The following is a 15,760-nucleotide window of genomic DNA, read 5'->3' as shown; positions in this document are numbered from 1 at the left end:
ACCTGGGGTAGAGTAACTAAAATTTAAATTTTTTCGACAAAAAAAGCCAACTTTCGCCATTATAGGCGAAGCCGGCTTGCAATTGTATAGAGACGCCGCTTCAGGCGCCTGTATGAATGTCTGTTTGTGCTTATTTCAGAGTTTCCAAAAGAGCCTTGAGCTCCGGATTAAGCTGCAGTACGTGCAGAACAATCGTCAAAGCTTCTGCGCGGGATGCCTGCTTGGCCGGAAGAAACTCTCCACTGCCGGCACCGCTGATAATCCCTGCAGCTGCCGCCTGCCGGATCTCATCCTGGTTCCATGTGTTTCCGATATCCTGGAAAGTAGCGGCTGCCGGGACATCAACACCGCTCATATCAACGATCTTAGCAATGACCGCGATAATCTCTGCACGGCTGATTTCGGCATTCGGCTTGAACGTGCCATTCTGGTAACCGGAGACAAGACCTTTTTCCTTCAGGGATGAAATCGCTGCTTCCGCCCAATGTCCGGAAATATCGCTTAATGTGCTGCTGCTTCCGCTGCGTGGCAATTCGAACACCCTGGCAATGACAGCAGCAAACTCTGCACGGGTCATACCGGCATCCGGATGGAATCCTCCATCCTCATAACCTTGGACAATCCCCAGCTTCACGAAGGTTTCTACCGTCAAGTCCGCCCAATGGGTGGAGATGTCTGTGAATGACACCGGAGATGGATTGGCGTTAGCCAATTCTACTTTTTGGTTGAAGCCTGACAGTACCGTTTCAAGCTGAACTACATTATTGGCAAATTTAGCAGCGCCACCGGCAGCCGGTGCGGCTGAAGCTGTCGGCGAAGGGGCTGCAGATTGTGTTGCGGACGGGCTGGCGGACGGTGTTGCCGCAGGCGTACCGCCGCTATTCGAGCTGGACGCTACAACCTCAATAGCTGTCGTGCCATATACACCTGAACCGTCTGCTGCTGCAGCTTTAACAGTAACCATACCTGCAGAGATTCCTGTTAACAATCCGCTTGCACTAATTGTAGCTGTACCAGTTCCGTTCTCTATAGACCATACAATGCTCTGGTTCGTTGCATCCGCTGGAACAACAGCCTGATTCAATTGAATGAAATGCCCCACGGTTACCGGAGAAACGCCGGATATTGTGATCGCTGAAACCGCGATAGAGACAGGTGTCGGCGCTACTGTCGGGGTCGCGGCCGGCGCATCCGTTGGCGCCTCCGTCGGCGCTACCGTCGGGGTCGCGGCTGGAGCATCGGTTGGCGCCTCGGTCGGCGCTACCGTCGGGGTCGCGGCAGGAGCATCGGTTGGCGCCTCGGTCGGCGCTACCGTCGGGGTCGCGGCAGGGGCATCAGTCGGCGCCTCGGTCGGTGCTACTGTCGGTGCTACTGTCGGGGTCGCGGCCGGAGCATCGGTTGGCGCCTCGGTCGGCGCTACTGTCGGGGTCGCGGCCGGTGCTTCAGTTGGCGCCTCGGTCGGAGCAGCAGTAATGGTAACCTCCACACTGCCTGTTACGCCGGTGCCGTCAGTAGCTGTGGCTGTAACCATTACTGTACCTGGTTCTCCTGCAGTAAGCTCACCACTTGTCTCATCAATTACCGCCGAACCCGTTCCGTTACCCACAGACCAGATGACACCCGGATTGATGGCATCTGCCGGCAATACCTCAGCGCTCATGGACAAGGTTTCACCGGTTTGTACAGAATACACCTCTCCGGTGCTGCTCACCGAAATGCCGGTTACCTTATGGAATACATTATCGGCAAGCAGTTTCGCACCAGAATAGAGTGAAATCGGTGTCTTAATATCCACGGTATCCGATTTGATCAGGAAGGTTACCTTCCCATCCACCGTGAAGGAGGAGAAGCCCTCTCTGGACTCTGTACTCTTGAAAGGTATAGTGTCATAGGGGTCCGTATTATAGAAAATCAGATTCCGGTCTGCAGCATGGGCAAATATCTCCGTCTGTCCGTCAACAAGCTCGTCATTTGTTCCGTAGACTGCAAAGGTTACGTTGATATATCCCGGATACGCGCTGTCCGCCACAGCCGGTGCCTGAAACAATGCAACGTGATCTGCGGCTAATACCGGTTTGTGGGCTGCAAATCCGCTCACATTGACAGTAGAGGAGCCATACGATAAGACTGGAACCCAGCTTACCACATTGTCCGTCGTGTATCCGCCAACAATCGTTTTGCCGGGATCCGTGTTGACCGCAATAGAGCCTGTCCCTGTATCATCCGGCACTTGGATCACACTTCCGTCTGAATATCTTAAGAATAAATGCTCCGAAGCATCCGGTTTGTCGCTTGGCAGGTTAACGGTGACTAAGTTTGTACTAACCACACAGCCGCTTAACAACATGATAACCAGAGTTGAGACCAAGCCCAGTTTCCCTAATGAAGACTTTTTCATTTGTCCTGTTCATCCCTTCAATTTCTCAATGCTTATATTTTAAATAATTATAGCTTCCTTCAATGACAAGATAATGACAAACTTCGACAAGTAGTGACCACATTACAACCGATTGACAGAATAAAGTAGCCCGCTGGACCAATCGAGCAACATACCAAGAGCCAGATTGACCTATCTATGTGGAATGAAAGGTTTTTCTACCTCCTATACAACAAAAAAACAGCTGCTTCAATGGACCTTGAAGCAGCTGTCTCTCTAATAAACGTCTTAGTTCACAAATCCGGTATATTGCAGCAGCCGTGTCAGCATCACAGCGGCCTGTGCCCGGCTGGCTTTGGCTGAAGGAACAAAGGTTGCTGAGGTCATACCTGTGATGATCTTCGCCTCTACAGCCTGGGCTACAGCAGCCTGTGCCCAGCTGCCGATTGCAGCTTTGTCTGTGAAACCTGCCAGCAGTTCATCCGGATTACCTGCAGCACCGCTTGCCTTCCCAGCAGCGCCGATGGCTCTCGAGATCATGACCGCCATTTGTTCGCGGGTAATCGTCTCAGTTGGTCTAAAGCTATGGTCCTGGAAGCCATCCACCAGCTTGGCCTGCACAGCAGCACCGATGGAACCGGCGTACCAGTCGCCTTCTTTGACATCTGTGAACGCCGCCGAGGCAGCATCCGGTGTCAGCCCCAGCGAACGGACCAGCAGAGCTGCAAATTCAGCTCTTGTAATGCTGCTGTCCGGAGTAAATTCACTGGATGTGGAACCATTTACAATCAGCTTGGACGCCAGCAGCTCGATATCCGCCCGGGCCCAGTGTTTGCTGATATCACCGAACGTACGGCTCGCGGTAAGCACCGTATAAATGCTGTTGCCGTTCCGCTTGAAGGTTACCTTTGTGGAGCCGTTTGCCTGCTTGTTAAATACAGCCGGCACGAAGGAAAACTGACCAGTGGAATCATCGTACAGAACGACTGTTGCGCGGGTCTTATCGACCGGAGCCGTAATCACCATACTCCGCTCCAGATAAGTGGAGCCAAAATGGTTCAGCTCAATCGTTGTACCGTTCCCGGAGGCTGTAACCGAAAAGTCAATTGCAGCTCCGGTCTGGGAAGCAGCAATTCCCTGCGCGTCACGCTGAATCTTGCTGTTCAGGTCTGACGCTGCCGGAGAAATATTCACCTGAATACTTAAGTCTGCCGTTGCTGTGCTTAAGCTCTGCGCAATCGCCGCAAAATTGAGCACGCTGAGCGGCAGTGAATATTCCCCGTCGTTGGTTTGCAGGGAGATAATCGTATTCGGCGCATTCAAGGCTGCAGCTGCCAGTACAGAAGCCGGAAGCTTAAACTGAACCCCTTCACCGGCTGGATTATTATAAGCTACAAAAACAATCGGTGCTGCTCCATGATTATCCTGCTTCGCCGCAGCTGTTAGAGCCTCCGCCAGAGCCGCAGCGTCTTGAGTAACGGTAGCCGTTACCACACCATTCGCTGATACTGCAGATACCGCTGTATTCTTGCCCGTGTCCACTTTGACCGGCACCGCATTCGTTGCCGGTGGAGTTATGGGGGTTCCCGGTGTGGTGATTGTTCCGGTAGTCACGCCACCGCTGCCGACAGTGATAGTGCCTGTACCGTTACCTGTACCGTTACCTGTACCGTTACCTGTACCACTGCCTGATCCACTGCCTGTTCCATTTCCTGTATCCGTTCCTCCGCCGGTTTCACCGCCCGGATCGGTTCCGCCACCGCTGCCGGTTCCGCCACCATTTCCGGTACCGTTCCCATCGCCGCTCCCAGTACCCGTAGCTGCCGCTTTTACAATCAAATCGGCTGTAGCTACCTGATTGCCTTGTCCGGCTGTCACCTTATATGTTCCGGCTGCTTCAGCTTTCCCCAAGGTGAAGGTGCTGCTGAACTGTCCGCCGCTGACCTGAACGATATCATAGAAGACCGTGCTTTTTACCGGACGCAGCACTTGGATAATCACTTCGTCCAGCGTCGATGTGCCTGTAATCACCACAGTACCGCCAGTCTCTACAGAAGCTACCGGATTTAACGTAACCGCCGCGCTGGCTGCAAATACCGCAGCAGGTACAAGCGATATACACAGCGCTACGATCAGCGTCATACTTAACATGCGTAACTTCACTTTGACATTCCCCCGCTTTCTTCCGATTCTAGTCATTATTATTTTTGTTAGTCTCAGTATTAAGAATGGCCTGATCCAGCTCAAGCTGAGTCTTAACGGTAGCCAGGTTCAGTCCAAGATCCGTATAGTTACTACTGTACTTGCTCACCACATACGCTTTTACTGTATAATTCGGATTCGTATCCGCATCGCTGACATTGAAGCTGGCAGAATAGCTGCCTGTGTTTACTTTTAGATTCGCAGCAACGATACTCACCGGCGTAGAGCCGTCGAACAGCTCGAAGATTACTGTCTGGTTCCCCATCACATACTCCTGGTAGGCATTGTTGAATATATTAATGCTTGCCGAAATTCCATTGTCTACAGTCACTGCCGGTGCAGTCATATAGAACACTTCTGAAGATTTATAGGTATACCCTTCAAAATATTGGCTGCTGTAGCCTTCAGCGTCTACCATAACCTCATAATCATGTCCTGTCTGGAAAACACCCTTTGCAAAGGTCAGCTTTCCTTCACTGAGCGAATACTCCGAGCTGTCCAATTGTCTGTATACATCAATAGTATTGTCGTACACCCGGATCACTCTCACATGCTCTCTCCAGGCTGCATTATCTGCATATGTGAACTCACTTGCTGTATTGCTGAAGAAATACCCGGTAATGTCAGGCGTATTATAAGCAATCTCCTGTTCAACTTCCCCGTTACGGATCATATCGTAGGTATCGCTTACTGCATCCGCAGCGATTTTAACTCGGACTGAACCATTCTGCTTCGCTTCATGAAAGACCATGTTGATGGTGTTCTCATGAACGTATACAACATCCTGCGCATCCAGAGCTTTATAAGTTACACCGTGATCTGTAGAAATAGTAATATACTCATTCAAACGGGATACTCCATCCACAAGCGTCCGATCCACAAGCGCTGTATTGGAATTAAACTGCAGGCTGAGGTAACGGCCGCTATGGGAGAAATACCCGCCGTTTAAAGTAATTCCCGAGTTCTGCTGCGGATACAGCCAATTCGTATTGATATAATCCGTCAGCACATTACCGGCGGCATCCTGGAAATGATTAGGGTAAATATAGAAGTAGTACTGAGACCCTGTGAGCGGCGCTGCGAAATGCAGGGTTGCTACCTTTGCCGTAAAGGTTACCGCTGTATCCGACGGAAGAGCATATTGCCAATTGTAGGTATTAGGGTTGTACCACTGCACATTCTGCAGGAAGCTTGCTACATCCGCTCTTGCATTGAATACATCTTCATTAAAGACAAAATTCAGCTCCTGTTTATCATTCGAAAGATAGTAGTACAAGAACTTAGGCGCTGTAGTATCCGCAGGAGCCGGGTCGAGGTCGGAAGCATCTGCTTCAATTAGAGCCGTAGCCTGAGCATCATTTTGAATGTTTCCGTAAACATCCTTCAGAGCGCCGCCATTGATTACAACTTGACTGTCAGTTCCGGACAGCGCTTCTGCAAAATGGATCGTCAGCTTCCCGGAATCAATGGACACGGTATCTTGGGCGACTAATCCCTTCCAGCTGTCATTCGTTCCTTTTACCAGATAGATATAGTTCTTCAGCGAATCGCCGGAGTTATCAAATACATCTTTATCAAAAGTGATCGTTACATCATGATTGCCCCCGCTGACCGAAGCGCTTTGAATGACCGGCGGACTCACCTGCAGATTCATTTCTTCATTCAGGTTGCCTGCTGCATCCTTCAGTGTGCCGGCAGCAATGCGAATCACGGTATGGCTTCCCAGAATAACCTTCATGTTGTTGTCATAATTCAGGTAGATTTGTCTGGAGCCGTTCTGGTACACCGAGGCTTGCTGCGCTGTAACAGGCACGAAATTCTTCCCATCCGCTGCTACGCCCAATTGACCGGCCAGGTAAGCCTGGGCCTGCTCTTCATCTGCGCCATCCGGAGCATTGATCGTGAAATCCTCATCAAAGTTCAGGTACACGGAGCGCCCTTGATTGGAGGTAGAGCCGGTATATGCAGGAGGAGTGATGTCCAGTGCAGAGATATTGTTAACCGTGATGTCAGTATCCGAAGGAACCTCGTCCTCATTCATCACAGCGCCGGCAGCAACATTGATGCTGTTAGATGAACCTGTGAGCGCGGTATTCAAGGTTATAACAAGTTCGCCGTCAGCGTTCATACTAATCTCATTACCTGCGTTATCGGCAGAAAGGTCTACAAAAGAGCCGGAACCCGAACGTTCAATTTGAATGTCCGACTTTAAATCAGCCAGATCAGTAGCCGGAATCGCATAAGTATTAAAAGTTACGGTGATTGCGGTATTGCTGCTGCCTACTTCAGCCGTTGCCGAAGTTACCGGTGAAATAAGGGGTGTGGCCTGACTCTTGCCGGGTGATACAGTAAAAACTGTAGTAGCCGTAATAATGACCGCCATCATCTTGGATATCGTTTGCATGAAGCCCGGCTTGCTTTTTGTATTGCTTCCTACCATCTGAATACCTCACTCCTAAAATTTTATTATTTAAAAACGTTACTAAAGACCAGTATATATACCTCCAATGACAAGAAAATGACAAACTTCGACACAACAAAAAGAACCCTCATCCTTCGAGGGTCCTAGTTACTATCATCGCAGAATACAGCCTTCCATTTTTTTGAATGTCTGCTGGTTAATTATAGTAAAATGATCTATGTGAGACTATACCCGGCTGATGAGAGGAGCTCTATAATGAAAGCGCAGTTTGAAGCAAGGCTTGAATTATTCGCCCAGAATACACAGACCATCAAGAAGGCTTTTGCCTGGAAAAGCGGGCAGATCAACCGTTTGGCTGCCCTGCTGTACACAGCAGAGAATAAAGTGGTGGATGTAGATGCCATCCGCGGGAGCAGTGACTTGATCAAGAGCACAACCGGCCCCTTTTCAACCTTCAGAGGTAACCTGTCCGTCTGTATCGCGGCACTGCTGTCGCTTTCAGACGGCAAGGAAGCCCTGCTGGCAGACACCCTTGCCGTGTATGACCTGCTGAAGGGACTGAAATTCCGGGCCTCGGATTATCTTGTGGTCGCTGCCTACCAGATCGCCGCCCATAAGACCCCGGATCAATATCAGCGGACGGCAGACAGAGCACGGCATTTCTACGACAGCATGAAGGCGAACCACCGTTTTCTCACCGGACAGGACGACTATATCTTCGCGGCTATGCTCGCGCTGTCAGATCTTGAGCCGGAACGTGGTGCAGCCCGGATGGAACAGCTCTATGCTGAACTGAAGCCGGAATTCCTGTCGGGCAACAGCGTGCAGGCGCTGACGCAGGTACTGGTGCTTGGTGAAGATACTCCGGAAGCGGCGGCCCGTGTCCTCGCCCTGCGGGATGCTTTCCGCAGCCGGAACATCCGGCTTGATAAAGAATATACCCTCTCGTCACTGGGTGTATTGTCGTTACTGCCTATCGGCTTTGAAACAATCGTGCAGGACATTTCGGATACCTATGATTCGCTTCGGACCAAAAAAGGCTTCGGCAGTTGGTCTATTACCAAGCAGGAGCTGCTGCTGCTTTCGGCTGCACTGGTTGCCTATAAGCAGATCGATGAGTTGAAAAACGGTGTTTTAACGACGGCGCTTTCCACCAGCCTGACCAATATTGTTATCGCCCAGCAGACAGCTATTGCCGTAGCCGCCACGTCCTCGGCTGCCGCTGCCTCATCCTCTTCCAATTAATAATTTTTGCAGGTCTGCCGCATAACAAAGGACTGTGCCAGCCCGGTCAAAGTTGGCACAGTCCTATTGGCTTGTTCAAACGTCATCCCTGCAGAAAAGGATTATGTTCAGCAATACTCGTTATGCGCTGGAATGTATCCTGCTTTACAGGCACACCGCCGCTGCGCTGAAGCAGCCTCCATCTGAGAACAGCCAGCGCTTCATATATCTTAAGCTTTTCCGGCCCAATATTATATCGCTGTAAGTAGGCGGAACGAAACGCTGCTGCATACGGCTCTGAAATATATACGCTCAGCAGAACAACGCTCCAGGCAAAATCATACCCTGGATCACCTGTCTGCCCGTTCGTCCAATCTATGACCGTATAGCGTCCGTTCTTCTCTACAATATTGTTCATATGGAAGTCGCCGTGTATTATGCTTTCCTGCTTCATTTGAGCCTTCTGAACAAGGGGAATCAATAACCGGGAGATATCGGCGTACTCTTCTACCCCCGGGAAAAAGTACTTCATAAAATCATTGGCAGGCAGATGTGTCCCCTGCAAATCTTCTACTTTGATCTGATGCAGCTTCGCCAGCATATCCGCAAGCACCGCCAGCTTCCGTGCATTCACTTTTTTCACGGGCGTCCCGTCAAAGGTCGTTAACAGCACCTGATCCCCGTTAGTATCTATTCCCCAGCCCAGAGGCTCTGAGACGGCTATCCCCCGTTCAAACAGTTCCTTCAATAGAAGAAACTGAGTGCGGATATCCGGCCGGGAGCTTTTGTTCCAGAGTTTCAGCACGAAGCTTTCCCGCCCGGATACGATCTTCATCACCTCAGCCTCAAACCCTTGATCCAAGGTCTGTATGACAAGCCCGTCCTGCTCCTCCAGGAGTTTCTCCAGCAGCCCGCTTCTCCCGATCCAGTCCACCTTGCCTAAGAGGCTTCCCATTTAGGACTCCTTCCATATTTAGCGTTTATTTATCTCCCGGAAGGTTAATCAATCGCATACCCAAGTGTCAGCCTAAATCCGTCCAATTCGTAGCCGATTTGAGTATAGAGCCGGATGGCTTTTTTATTGGTCCCATATGTCCCCAGGGTGGCGATGGTTTTGCCCTGATCCTTCAGGTATTCCAGCGCGGTGCAGAGGAGGTTCCGGGCGATCCCTTGTTTCTGCCATTCCGGAATGACGAATACATTTTCCGTTGCACTATGACCTTCAGCAATTCTCCAGGTTGAGGTGTTGCCCAGGAACTGGTCACCGCTAAACGCGCAGAAGTTCGTCATTTCCTCTGCCCCCTGCATCCAGGCCAGCTGGTTCATGCTCCAGGCCACACCGTCGAAGGAGGCGAGCTCTGCCTGATGATATTGTTCGCGGGCTTCGTTGTTATCCAGCACATAGGGGCGTATCTGCACCCCCTCAGGCAAAGGATACTGTGGAATCACCCGGCTCAGATCATATTTGAATACGACAATGGTATCGTAAACCGTAAACCCGCGTTTCAGGTAATAGTTCTGCTCCGGGAGGTCATCCGTATCCGTATATTGGGCTATCACGATCCGCTTATCCGGGTGCTGTGCCTTGATCTCTTTGGCGCGGACAATCATCGCATCCAGTAAGGCGTCTTTGATCTCCTCATCCTCATCCTCATCCCCATCAGCAAACTTGATTTCACTGATTAGATAGCGGACAAAGCCCTGATCCTCATCATGCCCTTCCGCATCAAACGTATCATGGAGCATGAGATGGGCAACGGCCACCACTTCCTCATCTTTTACAGCCAGGAACATATTTCTCTTATCCAGATCCCCGTGATACAGATAGAGCATTTTGAGCACAAAACCGAATTTCTCGAGCTTCTCTTCCTCTCCATCCCGCACATTTCGGATCACAAACTCTTTTATCAACAAACATCGTCTCCTATCTGCCATACGGAATATTGCCGTACAGACAGCTCAATTGGTATTTTTACCATTTTAATACTGAATACGCTCTCTTAAATATGCAAGGGAAACTTTATTTATAAATATTCTCCACATGGTGTTCATGCGGAAACTTTGCGATTATGGTGATATGGCGGAATTCCGTCTGAATTTATACTGGGATTTATAAGCCGGGCAGGTGTATAGTAACCAGTTCAAGCGATTGTAACAAGAAATCTTCACAGCAGCGGGTGGCGGCCGCTTAATGTGTTATAATCACTTTGATTTATTCACTCTTCGCCAGCAAGAGTGTAAGAACACACAGAAACAGGTGATCAAATGTTCGAGCTTAAATGGCTGTGGCAGAACCTCAAGGGGAACCGCACGAGGTATATTGTGGCACTCTGCCTCTCGGTGGTAGGCTCAGCGCTTACTATCGTGAATCCGTACATCAGTCAGCGCATTGTCGATACGTTTATAGCCGGCGATAATGCAGTGCAGAATCTGACAGAGGAACGTGGGCTTCTGATTGCGCTTTGTCTGGGCATGATCGGCTTTTCCCTGCTGCGTACCGGTCTTGCTTATCTGACAACCATGCAGTACGAGCGCTCCTCGCAAAACATGATGTACAACATCCGTATTTATCTGTACAACAAAATTCAGGGACAGGACAGGGAGTATTACGACCATAACCGCACCGGTGATCTTATGACCAAGATGACTGGCGATCTGGACATGGTCCGGCACTCGATGGCATGGATTTTCAAAACAATCATCGAATCACTGACAATTTTTGCTGCTGCCGTCATCTATTTCTTCACGATTGATGCGGAGCTGACGCTGTGGATGCTGATTCTTTCGCCGCCTATTTTTATTGTGGCCTACATATTTGCGCGGCGCGTCCGCCCGATGTATATCGATCTGCGCGAGCGGCTGTCCCAGCTGAACACAACTACACAGGAGAATATCTCCGGCAACCGGGTCGTCAAGGCGTTCGCCCGCGAGGAATTCGAAATTGAGAAATTCACAGACAAGAATGTTAACTATTCGGTTGCCAATAAGAAAGCCGCACTCGTCTGGCTCGATTATTTCCCTTACCTGGAGACCTTCGCTCAAGGCTTCAACGTTATTCTGATGATAGCCGGCGGACTTTATCTGATGGACGGCCGGATTACCTTTGGTGAATTCGCAGCCTTCTCTTCACTCATCTGGGCCATTTCGAACCCGATGCGCAATATCGGTATTATCATTAATGATATCCAGCGTTTTTTTGCCAGTCTATCCAAAATCGTCGATATTTACTATGCCCGGCCGGCGATCGTAAATGAGCACAATCCCGTTGATAAACGCCGTTATGAGGGACGTATAGAGTTTCAGAATGTCAGCTTCAAATACGACAGTGCCGTCGTCCTGGACGATGTCAGCTTTACGGTGGAGCCTGGTGAAACCGTAGCCATTATGGGCTCGACAGGTGCGGGCAAAACAACCATCATCAATCTGATCCCCCGGTTCTACGATGTAACTTCAGGACGTGTGCTTGTGGATGGCGTTGATGTGCGGGAGCTGGAGCTTGATGAGCTGCGGGGCAATATCGGCATGGCCACCCAGGATGTGCTCTTATTCTCCGATACGATTGACGGAAACATCGCTTATGGTGATCCTGAGCTTCCGGAGGAAGAGGTGATGGATTACGCCCGGCTCGCAGCGGCCCATGAATTCATTACCAAAATGCCCGAAGGCTACGATACGGTTGTCGGGGAACGCGGTGTCGGCCTGTCAGGCGGGCAAAAGCAGCGTATTGCACTGGCGCGGGCGATGGCCGTCCACCGTCCGATCCTGATTCTGGACGATACGACCTCTGCGGTCGATCTGGAGACAGAGGAGCATATTCAGCGCAGTCTTCGCGAGCTGGAATACCCTTGCACGAAGATCATTATTGCGCAGCGGGTATCCACAACCTGTGAAGCGGACCGTATCCTGATCCTGGACCACGGCCGTCTGATCGAGGAAGGCACCCACGCCGAGCTTCTGGCGAAGCGGGGTTATTATTACGACGTGTTTATGCTGCAGAACGAGGGCATTGGAAGGCAGGTGAGCCAGCATGGCAAGGAATAAATTCGACGTCGACGAAAATCTGGAATCTCCATTTAATATCAAACATTTCCGGCGTGCAATGGTGTACATCAAACGGAAGCAGAAACCGATGATTATTGCATTCATTCTGAGCGCCTTATCCGCCGCCATTTCGCTGTCAGCCCCGCTGATTATGCAGCATGTCGTTGATGTAACCATTCCGGCAAAAGCGAAGCTTGCGCTGGTCGGCTGGTCGGTGCTGATGCTGCTGACCATCGTGGTCAGCGTCATTCTGGCGACCATCCGTTCACGCATTATGACGAGCGTCGGGCAGGACATTATCTTTGACATCCGTACGGATTTGTTCAAGCATCTGCAGGAACTGCCCTTCAAATATTATGACGACCGTCCGCAGGGCAAAATCCTCATCAGGGTTGTTAACTACGTCAACTCGGTTTCCGATGTGCTGTCCAACGGCATTATCAACTTCATTCTGGAAATCGTGAATCTGATCTTTATTGCCGCCTTCATGTTCGCCGTTGATGTCCGGCTCTCCTTCGTTACGCTGGCCGGACTCCCTGTATTCCTCGGCATCATGCTGCTGATCAAAACCCGGCAGCGCCGGGCATGGCAGGCGGTATCCAATAAGAGCTCCAACCTGAATGCCTACCTGCAGGAGAGCATCAGCGGGATCGGCGTGACCCAGATGTTCTCACGGGAACAGCGCAATGAAGGCATCTTCACCCGTCTGGCCGGCAATTTCCGGACAGAATGGATGCGGGCCCTGCGTTTTAACGCGCTGATCCCGTTCTCTGTCGACAATCTGGCAACGATCGTCACAACACTGATTTTCTTGGTAGGCCTGCTCACGCTGAGCCCACAAGATGTCACCTTCGGCGTCATTCTGGCCATGAGTACCTATGCAGCCCGCTTCTGGCAGCCGATCCTGAATCTTTCGAACCTGTATAACAACTTCATTAATGCTGTTGCCTATCTGGAGCGTATCTTCGAAACGCTGGATGAACCGGTTACGGTAAGCGATATCCCGGGTGCGGAGGAGCTGCTGCCTGTCCGGGGCCAGGTGACCTTCGACGACGTAACCTTTGCCTATGATCCTGGACTGAACATCCTGGAGAATATCTCCTTTAACGTCCAGGCAGGTGAGAGCATTGCCCTTGTCGGACCGACAGGCGCAGGCAAAACTACGGTCGTCAACCTGATCTCCCGCTTCTATAATCTTACCGGCGGCAGCATCCTGATTGACGGCCAGGATATCTCACAGGTCACCATGAAGTCCTTACGCAGCCAGATGGGAATCATGCTGCAGGACAGCTTTATCTTCTCCGGGACGATCCTGGACAATATCCGTTACGGCAAACTCGATGCGACCGAGGAAGAGGTTATCGCTGCGGCCAAGACCGTTTGCGCGGACGAATTCATCCGCGAGTTCGAGCACGGGTATATGACGGAGGTTAATGAGCGCGGCTCCAAGCTCTCGCAAGGCCAACGGCAGCTCATCTCCTTCGCCAGAACGCTGCTCGCTGACCCGCGTATTCTGATTCTGGACGAAGCCACCTCCTCCATCGACGCCAAGACCGAGCGGCTGCTGCAGAAGGGCCTTAACGAACTGCTTAAGGGACGTACCTCGTTCATTATCGCGCACCGCCTGTCCACCGTGAAGAACTGCGACCGCATTATGTATGTGTCGAACAAAGGTATCGCGGAAAGCGGCTCCCATGATGAGCTGATCGCAAGCCGCGGCCTTTACTACCGGCTTTACACGGCGCAGAAAATGGAAGCTTAAACAAGAAAACCCCCTGCATCCGCGGAAGTCTACTCCGCAAATGCAGGGGGTTTTTATTGCCTCTGCTACAGAAAGTCTGCACGTGCCGGTGTAAAGGCATCCAGCAGGATGCCGTCATCCTCCAGCGGAATACAGCCATGCAGTACATTGGATGGAAAATGGATGCTGTCGCCTACTTTGACGATCTGTATATCCTTCGTTACCCCATCATCAATCATGAACTGAAAACTGCCCTTCATCACATACGTGATCTGCTCATGTACATGCTTGTGGAGAGGAATTTCTCCCTTTTGGGCTTTGGCGAACATCACCTTGGCATACATCATCTGTTCACTATGTGCCAGTACCTTACGGGTAGTGTTACTATCAACGGTAACCGTCTGAATCTCTTTGTCTTTAAAAAACATGTATGATTCCTCCTATAAAGAATTACATTAAACTAATGATTTTTAAATAAATCGATTTAGTTAAAACCAGCGAAAAATGGCCCAGAGAATTGCCGACAGCGATGTGAAATCCGGATCCGCGAAGGTAACCCCTTCAGCTCCCAGGTAATTGAACAGCGGCAAAGTAAGCGCAGGCAGCAGACAGAGCAGGAATCCGTTGAGACAGCTGGAAATGACAGCACCTCTGAAACCACCGCTGGAATTGCCGAAGATCGCCGCGGCACCGCCGGCCAGGAAGCAGGCCATGATTCCAGGGACAATAACAGGCAGGCCAACCAGCGGGAAGATGAAGACACAAGCTACGCCGGTAAAGAAGCTGACCAGGAAGCCCACCAGCGCGGAATTCGGCGCTTTGTCGAACAGGACCAGTACATCCACACCGGGGATTGCTCCTGGAGCGAATACCTGGGAGAAGCCTTTGAATGCCGGTACAATTTCCGTAGTGAACAGCTTAACACCCGCTTTTGCGATATACAAGCCTGCAGCGAAGATAGCCGCCTGTTCAAGGATGAACACGATGTATTCTTTGCCATCTGCCAGCTCACTGACAAAGTCAGCACCGGCTACAAGCCCCGATACCAGCAGCAGCACCAGCATCGTTAAGGTAGTTGCCACATTCGGATCCCGCAAAAAGCTGATGCGGTCATTGATTTTCACATTCTCAGTATCATTGTTTTTGTTGCCGAACACTTTGCCGAGGTATGTACCGATGATGTAAGAAGTCATGGAAGCATGAGCGATTGTATATTCATCGGACTTGATGATATTTCTGCTGGCATTCCGGAGCAGGTACGGGAACACTGCCATATAGCTTCCGATTACCAGAGAACCGACAATGATTGTAACCAGCGAGTTCATGCCCAGACCTTTCATGACAGCTGTAGCAGCAAAGCTCATGAACAGAATCAGATGCAGAGAGAGATAAATGTATTTGAATTTCGTCAGACGTGCAAGCAAAATATTAAGAATCATGGAAAAGAGTAGAATAAGCGCAGCATCCGCACCGATCTGATCAATGGTCAGCGCCATAATCGCCTCATTACTCGGTACAACACCTTTGAGATTGAAGGCATAGGAGAATATTTTACTGAAGTTCGTGAGCACGCCCCCGAGAATTCCGCCGCCGACTTTGATCATCGTGAAGCCCATGAAAGACAGCGTTGTTCCGGTGATGACTTCGGGCAATTTTTTCTTCTGGAACAGAAGTCCGAGGAGTGTAACAATCGCAATAATAATTGAAGGTTCCTTGATGATACTCATAAACATATCCATGCGGGTTCCCAACT

General features: G+C 50.6%; 10 protein-coding genes. 3 read left to right on the top strand and 7 right to left on the bottom strand.

Translation table 11 applies throughout. The features are described from left to right. Positions 1–130 precede the first annotated feature (130 nt). The 3 genes from QU597_RS03610 to QU597_RS03600 form a co-directional block, all read right to left on the bottom strand. Positions 131–2,398 carry an S-layer homology domain-containing protein gene (locus QU597_RS03610; RefSeq protein ID WP_310831415.1) on the bottom strand — a complete coding sequence of 756 codons (2,268 nt, stop codon included), beginning with the start codon at positions 2,396–2,398 and terminating at the stop codon, positions 131–133. A gap of 267 nt (positions 2,399–2,665) precedes the next feature. Continuing rightward, positions 2,666–4,540 carry an S-layer homology domain-containing protein gene (locus QU597_RS03605; RefSeq protein ID WP_310831414.1) on the bottom strand — a complete coding sequence of 625 codons (1,875 nt, stop codon included), beginning with the start codon at positions 4,538–4,540 and terminating at the stop codon, positions 2,666–2,668. A 28-nt stretch (positions 4,541–4,568) separates the two neighbouring features. Beyond that, on the bottom strand, positions 4,569–7,019 hold the full coding sequence (locus tag QU597_RS03600; protein ID WP_310831413.1) for a hemoblobin-interacting domain-containing protein: 2,451 nt from the start codon (positions 7,017–7,019) through the stop codon (positions 4,569–4,571). Between the two features lie 237 nt (positions 7,020–7,256). Here QU597_RS03600 and QU597_RS03595 point away from each other — a divergent pair, with 237 nt between their 5' ends. Continuing rightward, positions 7,257–8,246, top strand: coding sequence for a DUF4003 family protein (locus QU597_RS03595; protein WP_310831412.1), 990 nt, complete (start codon positions 7,257–7,259; stop codon positions 8,244–8,246). A gap of 82 nt (positions 8,247–8,328) precedes the next feature. Here QU597_RS03595 and QU597_RS03590 read toward each other — a convergent pair whose 3' ends face one another. Both QU597_RS03590 and QU597_RS03585 read right to left on the bottom strand, forming a co-directional pair. Beyond that, on the bottom strand, positions 8,329–9,180 hold the full coding sequence (locus QU597_RS03590) for an aminoglycoside phosphotransferase family protein (protein ID WP_310831411.1): 852 nt from the start codon (positions 9,178–9,180) through the stop codon (positions 8,329–8,331). A 44-nt stretch (positions 9,181–9,224) separates the two neighbouring features. Next, the gene (locus QU597_RS03585; protein ID WP_310831410.1) at positions 9,225–10,136 is read right to left on the bottom strand and encodes a GNAT family N-acetyltransferase; all 912 of its coding nucleotides are present in this window, start codon (positions 10,134–10,136) and stop codon (positions 9,225–9,227) included. 354 nt (positions 10,137–10,490) lie between these two features. On the opposite strand from QU597_RS03585, the gene QU597_RS03580 reads away from it, so the two are divergent. Both QU597_RS03580 and QU597_RS03575 read left to right on the top strand, forming a co-directional pair. After that, positions 10,491–12,266, top strand: coding sequence for an ABC transporter ATP-binding protein (locus QU597_RS03580; RefSeq protein ID WP_310831409.1), 1,776 nt, complete (start codon positions 10,491–10,493; stop codon positions 12,264–12,266). Further along, the gene (locus QU597_RS03575; protein WP_310831408.1) at positions 12,253–14,028 is read left to right on the top strand and encodes an ABC transporter ATP-binding protein; all 1,776 of its coding nucleotides are present in this window, start codon (positions 12,253–12,255) and stop codon (positions 14,026–14,028) included. Before QU597_RS03580 ends, QU597_RS03575 begins: the two co-directional genes overlap by 14 nt. 65 nt (positions 14,029–14,093) lie before the next feature. Here the strand turns inward: QU597_RS03575 and QU597_RS03570 are convergent, their stop codons facing one another. Beyond that, on the bottom strand, positions 14,094–14,435 hold the full coding sequence (locus QU597_RS03570; RefSeq protein ID WP_310831407.1) for a cupin domain-containing protein: 342 nt from the start codon (positions 14,433–14,435) through the stop codon (positions 14,094–14,096). Between the two features lie 60 nt (positions 14,436–14,495). Further along, complete coding sequence (ulaA, locus tag QU597_RS03565; protein ID WP_310831406.1) at positions 14,496–15,734, bottom strand: PTS ascorbate transporter subunit IIC; 1,239 nt, start codon at positions 15,732–15,734, stop codon at positions 14,496–14,498. Between the last annotated feature and the right edge of the window lie 26 nt (positions 15,735–15,760).

The sequence above is a fragment of the Paenibacillus pedocola genome (genome assembly GCF_031599675.1).
Taxonomy (GTDB): Bacteria; Bacillota; Bacilli; order Paenibacillales; family Paenibacillaceae; genus Paenibacillus_AQ; species Paenibacillus_AQ pedocola.
This window is presented reverse-complemented; position numbering and strand designations above follow the sequence as displayed.

What these genes read in the sequence shown, in the direction of transcription:
- QU597_RS03610 (WP_310831415.1), bottom strand. Translation starts at nt 2,398, where the DNA reads ATGAAAAAGTCTTCATTAGGGAAACTGGGCTTGGTCTCAACTCTGGTT.
- QU597_RS03600 (WP_310831413.1), bottom strand. Translation starts at nt 7,019, where the DNA reads ATGGTAGGAAGCAATACAAAAAGCAAGCCGGGCTTCATGCAAACGATA.
- QU597_RS03595 (WP_310831412.1), top strand. Translation starts at nt 7,257, where the DNA reads ATGAAAGCGCAGTTTGAAGCAAGGCTTGAATTATTCGCCCAGAATACA.
- QU597_RS03590 (WP_310831411.1), bottom strand. Translation starts at nt 9,180, where the DNA reads ATGGGAAGCCTCTTAGGCAAGGTGGACTGGATCGGGAGAAGCGGGCTG.
- QU597_RS03580 (WP_310831409.1), top strand. Translation starts at nt 10,491, where the DNA reads ATGTTCGAGCTTAAATGGCTGTGGCAGAACCTCAAGGGGAACCGCACG.
- QU597_RS03575 (WP_310831408.1), top strand. Translation starts at nt 12,253, where the DNA reads ATGGCAAGGAATAAATTCGACGTCGACGAAAATCTGGAATCTCCATTT.
- QU597_RS03570 (WP_310831407.1), bottom strand. Translation starts at nt 14,435, where the DNA reads ATGTTTTTTAAAGACAAAGAGATTCAGACGGTTACCGTTGATAGTAAC.
- ulaA (WP_310831406.1), bottom strand. Translation starts at nt 15,734, where the DNA reads ATGAGTATCATCAAGGAACCTTCAATTATTATTGCGATTGTTACACTC.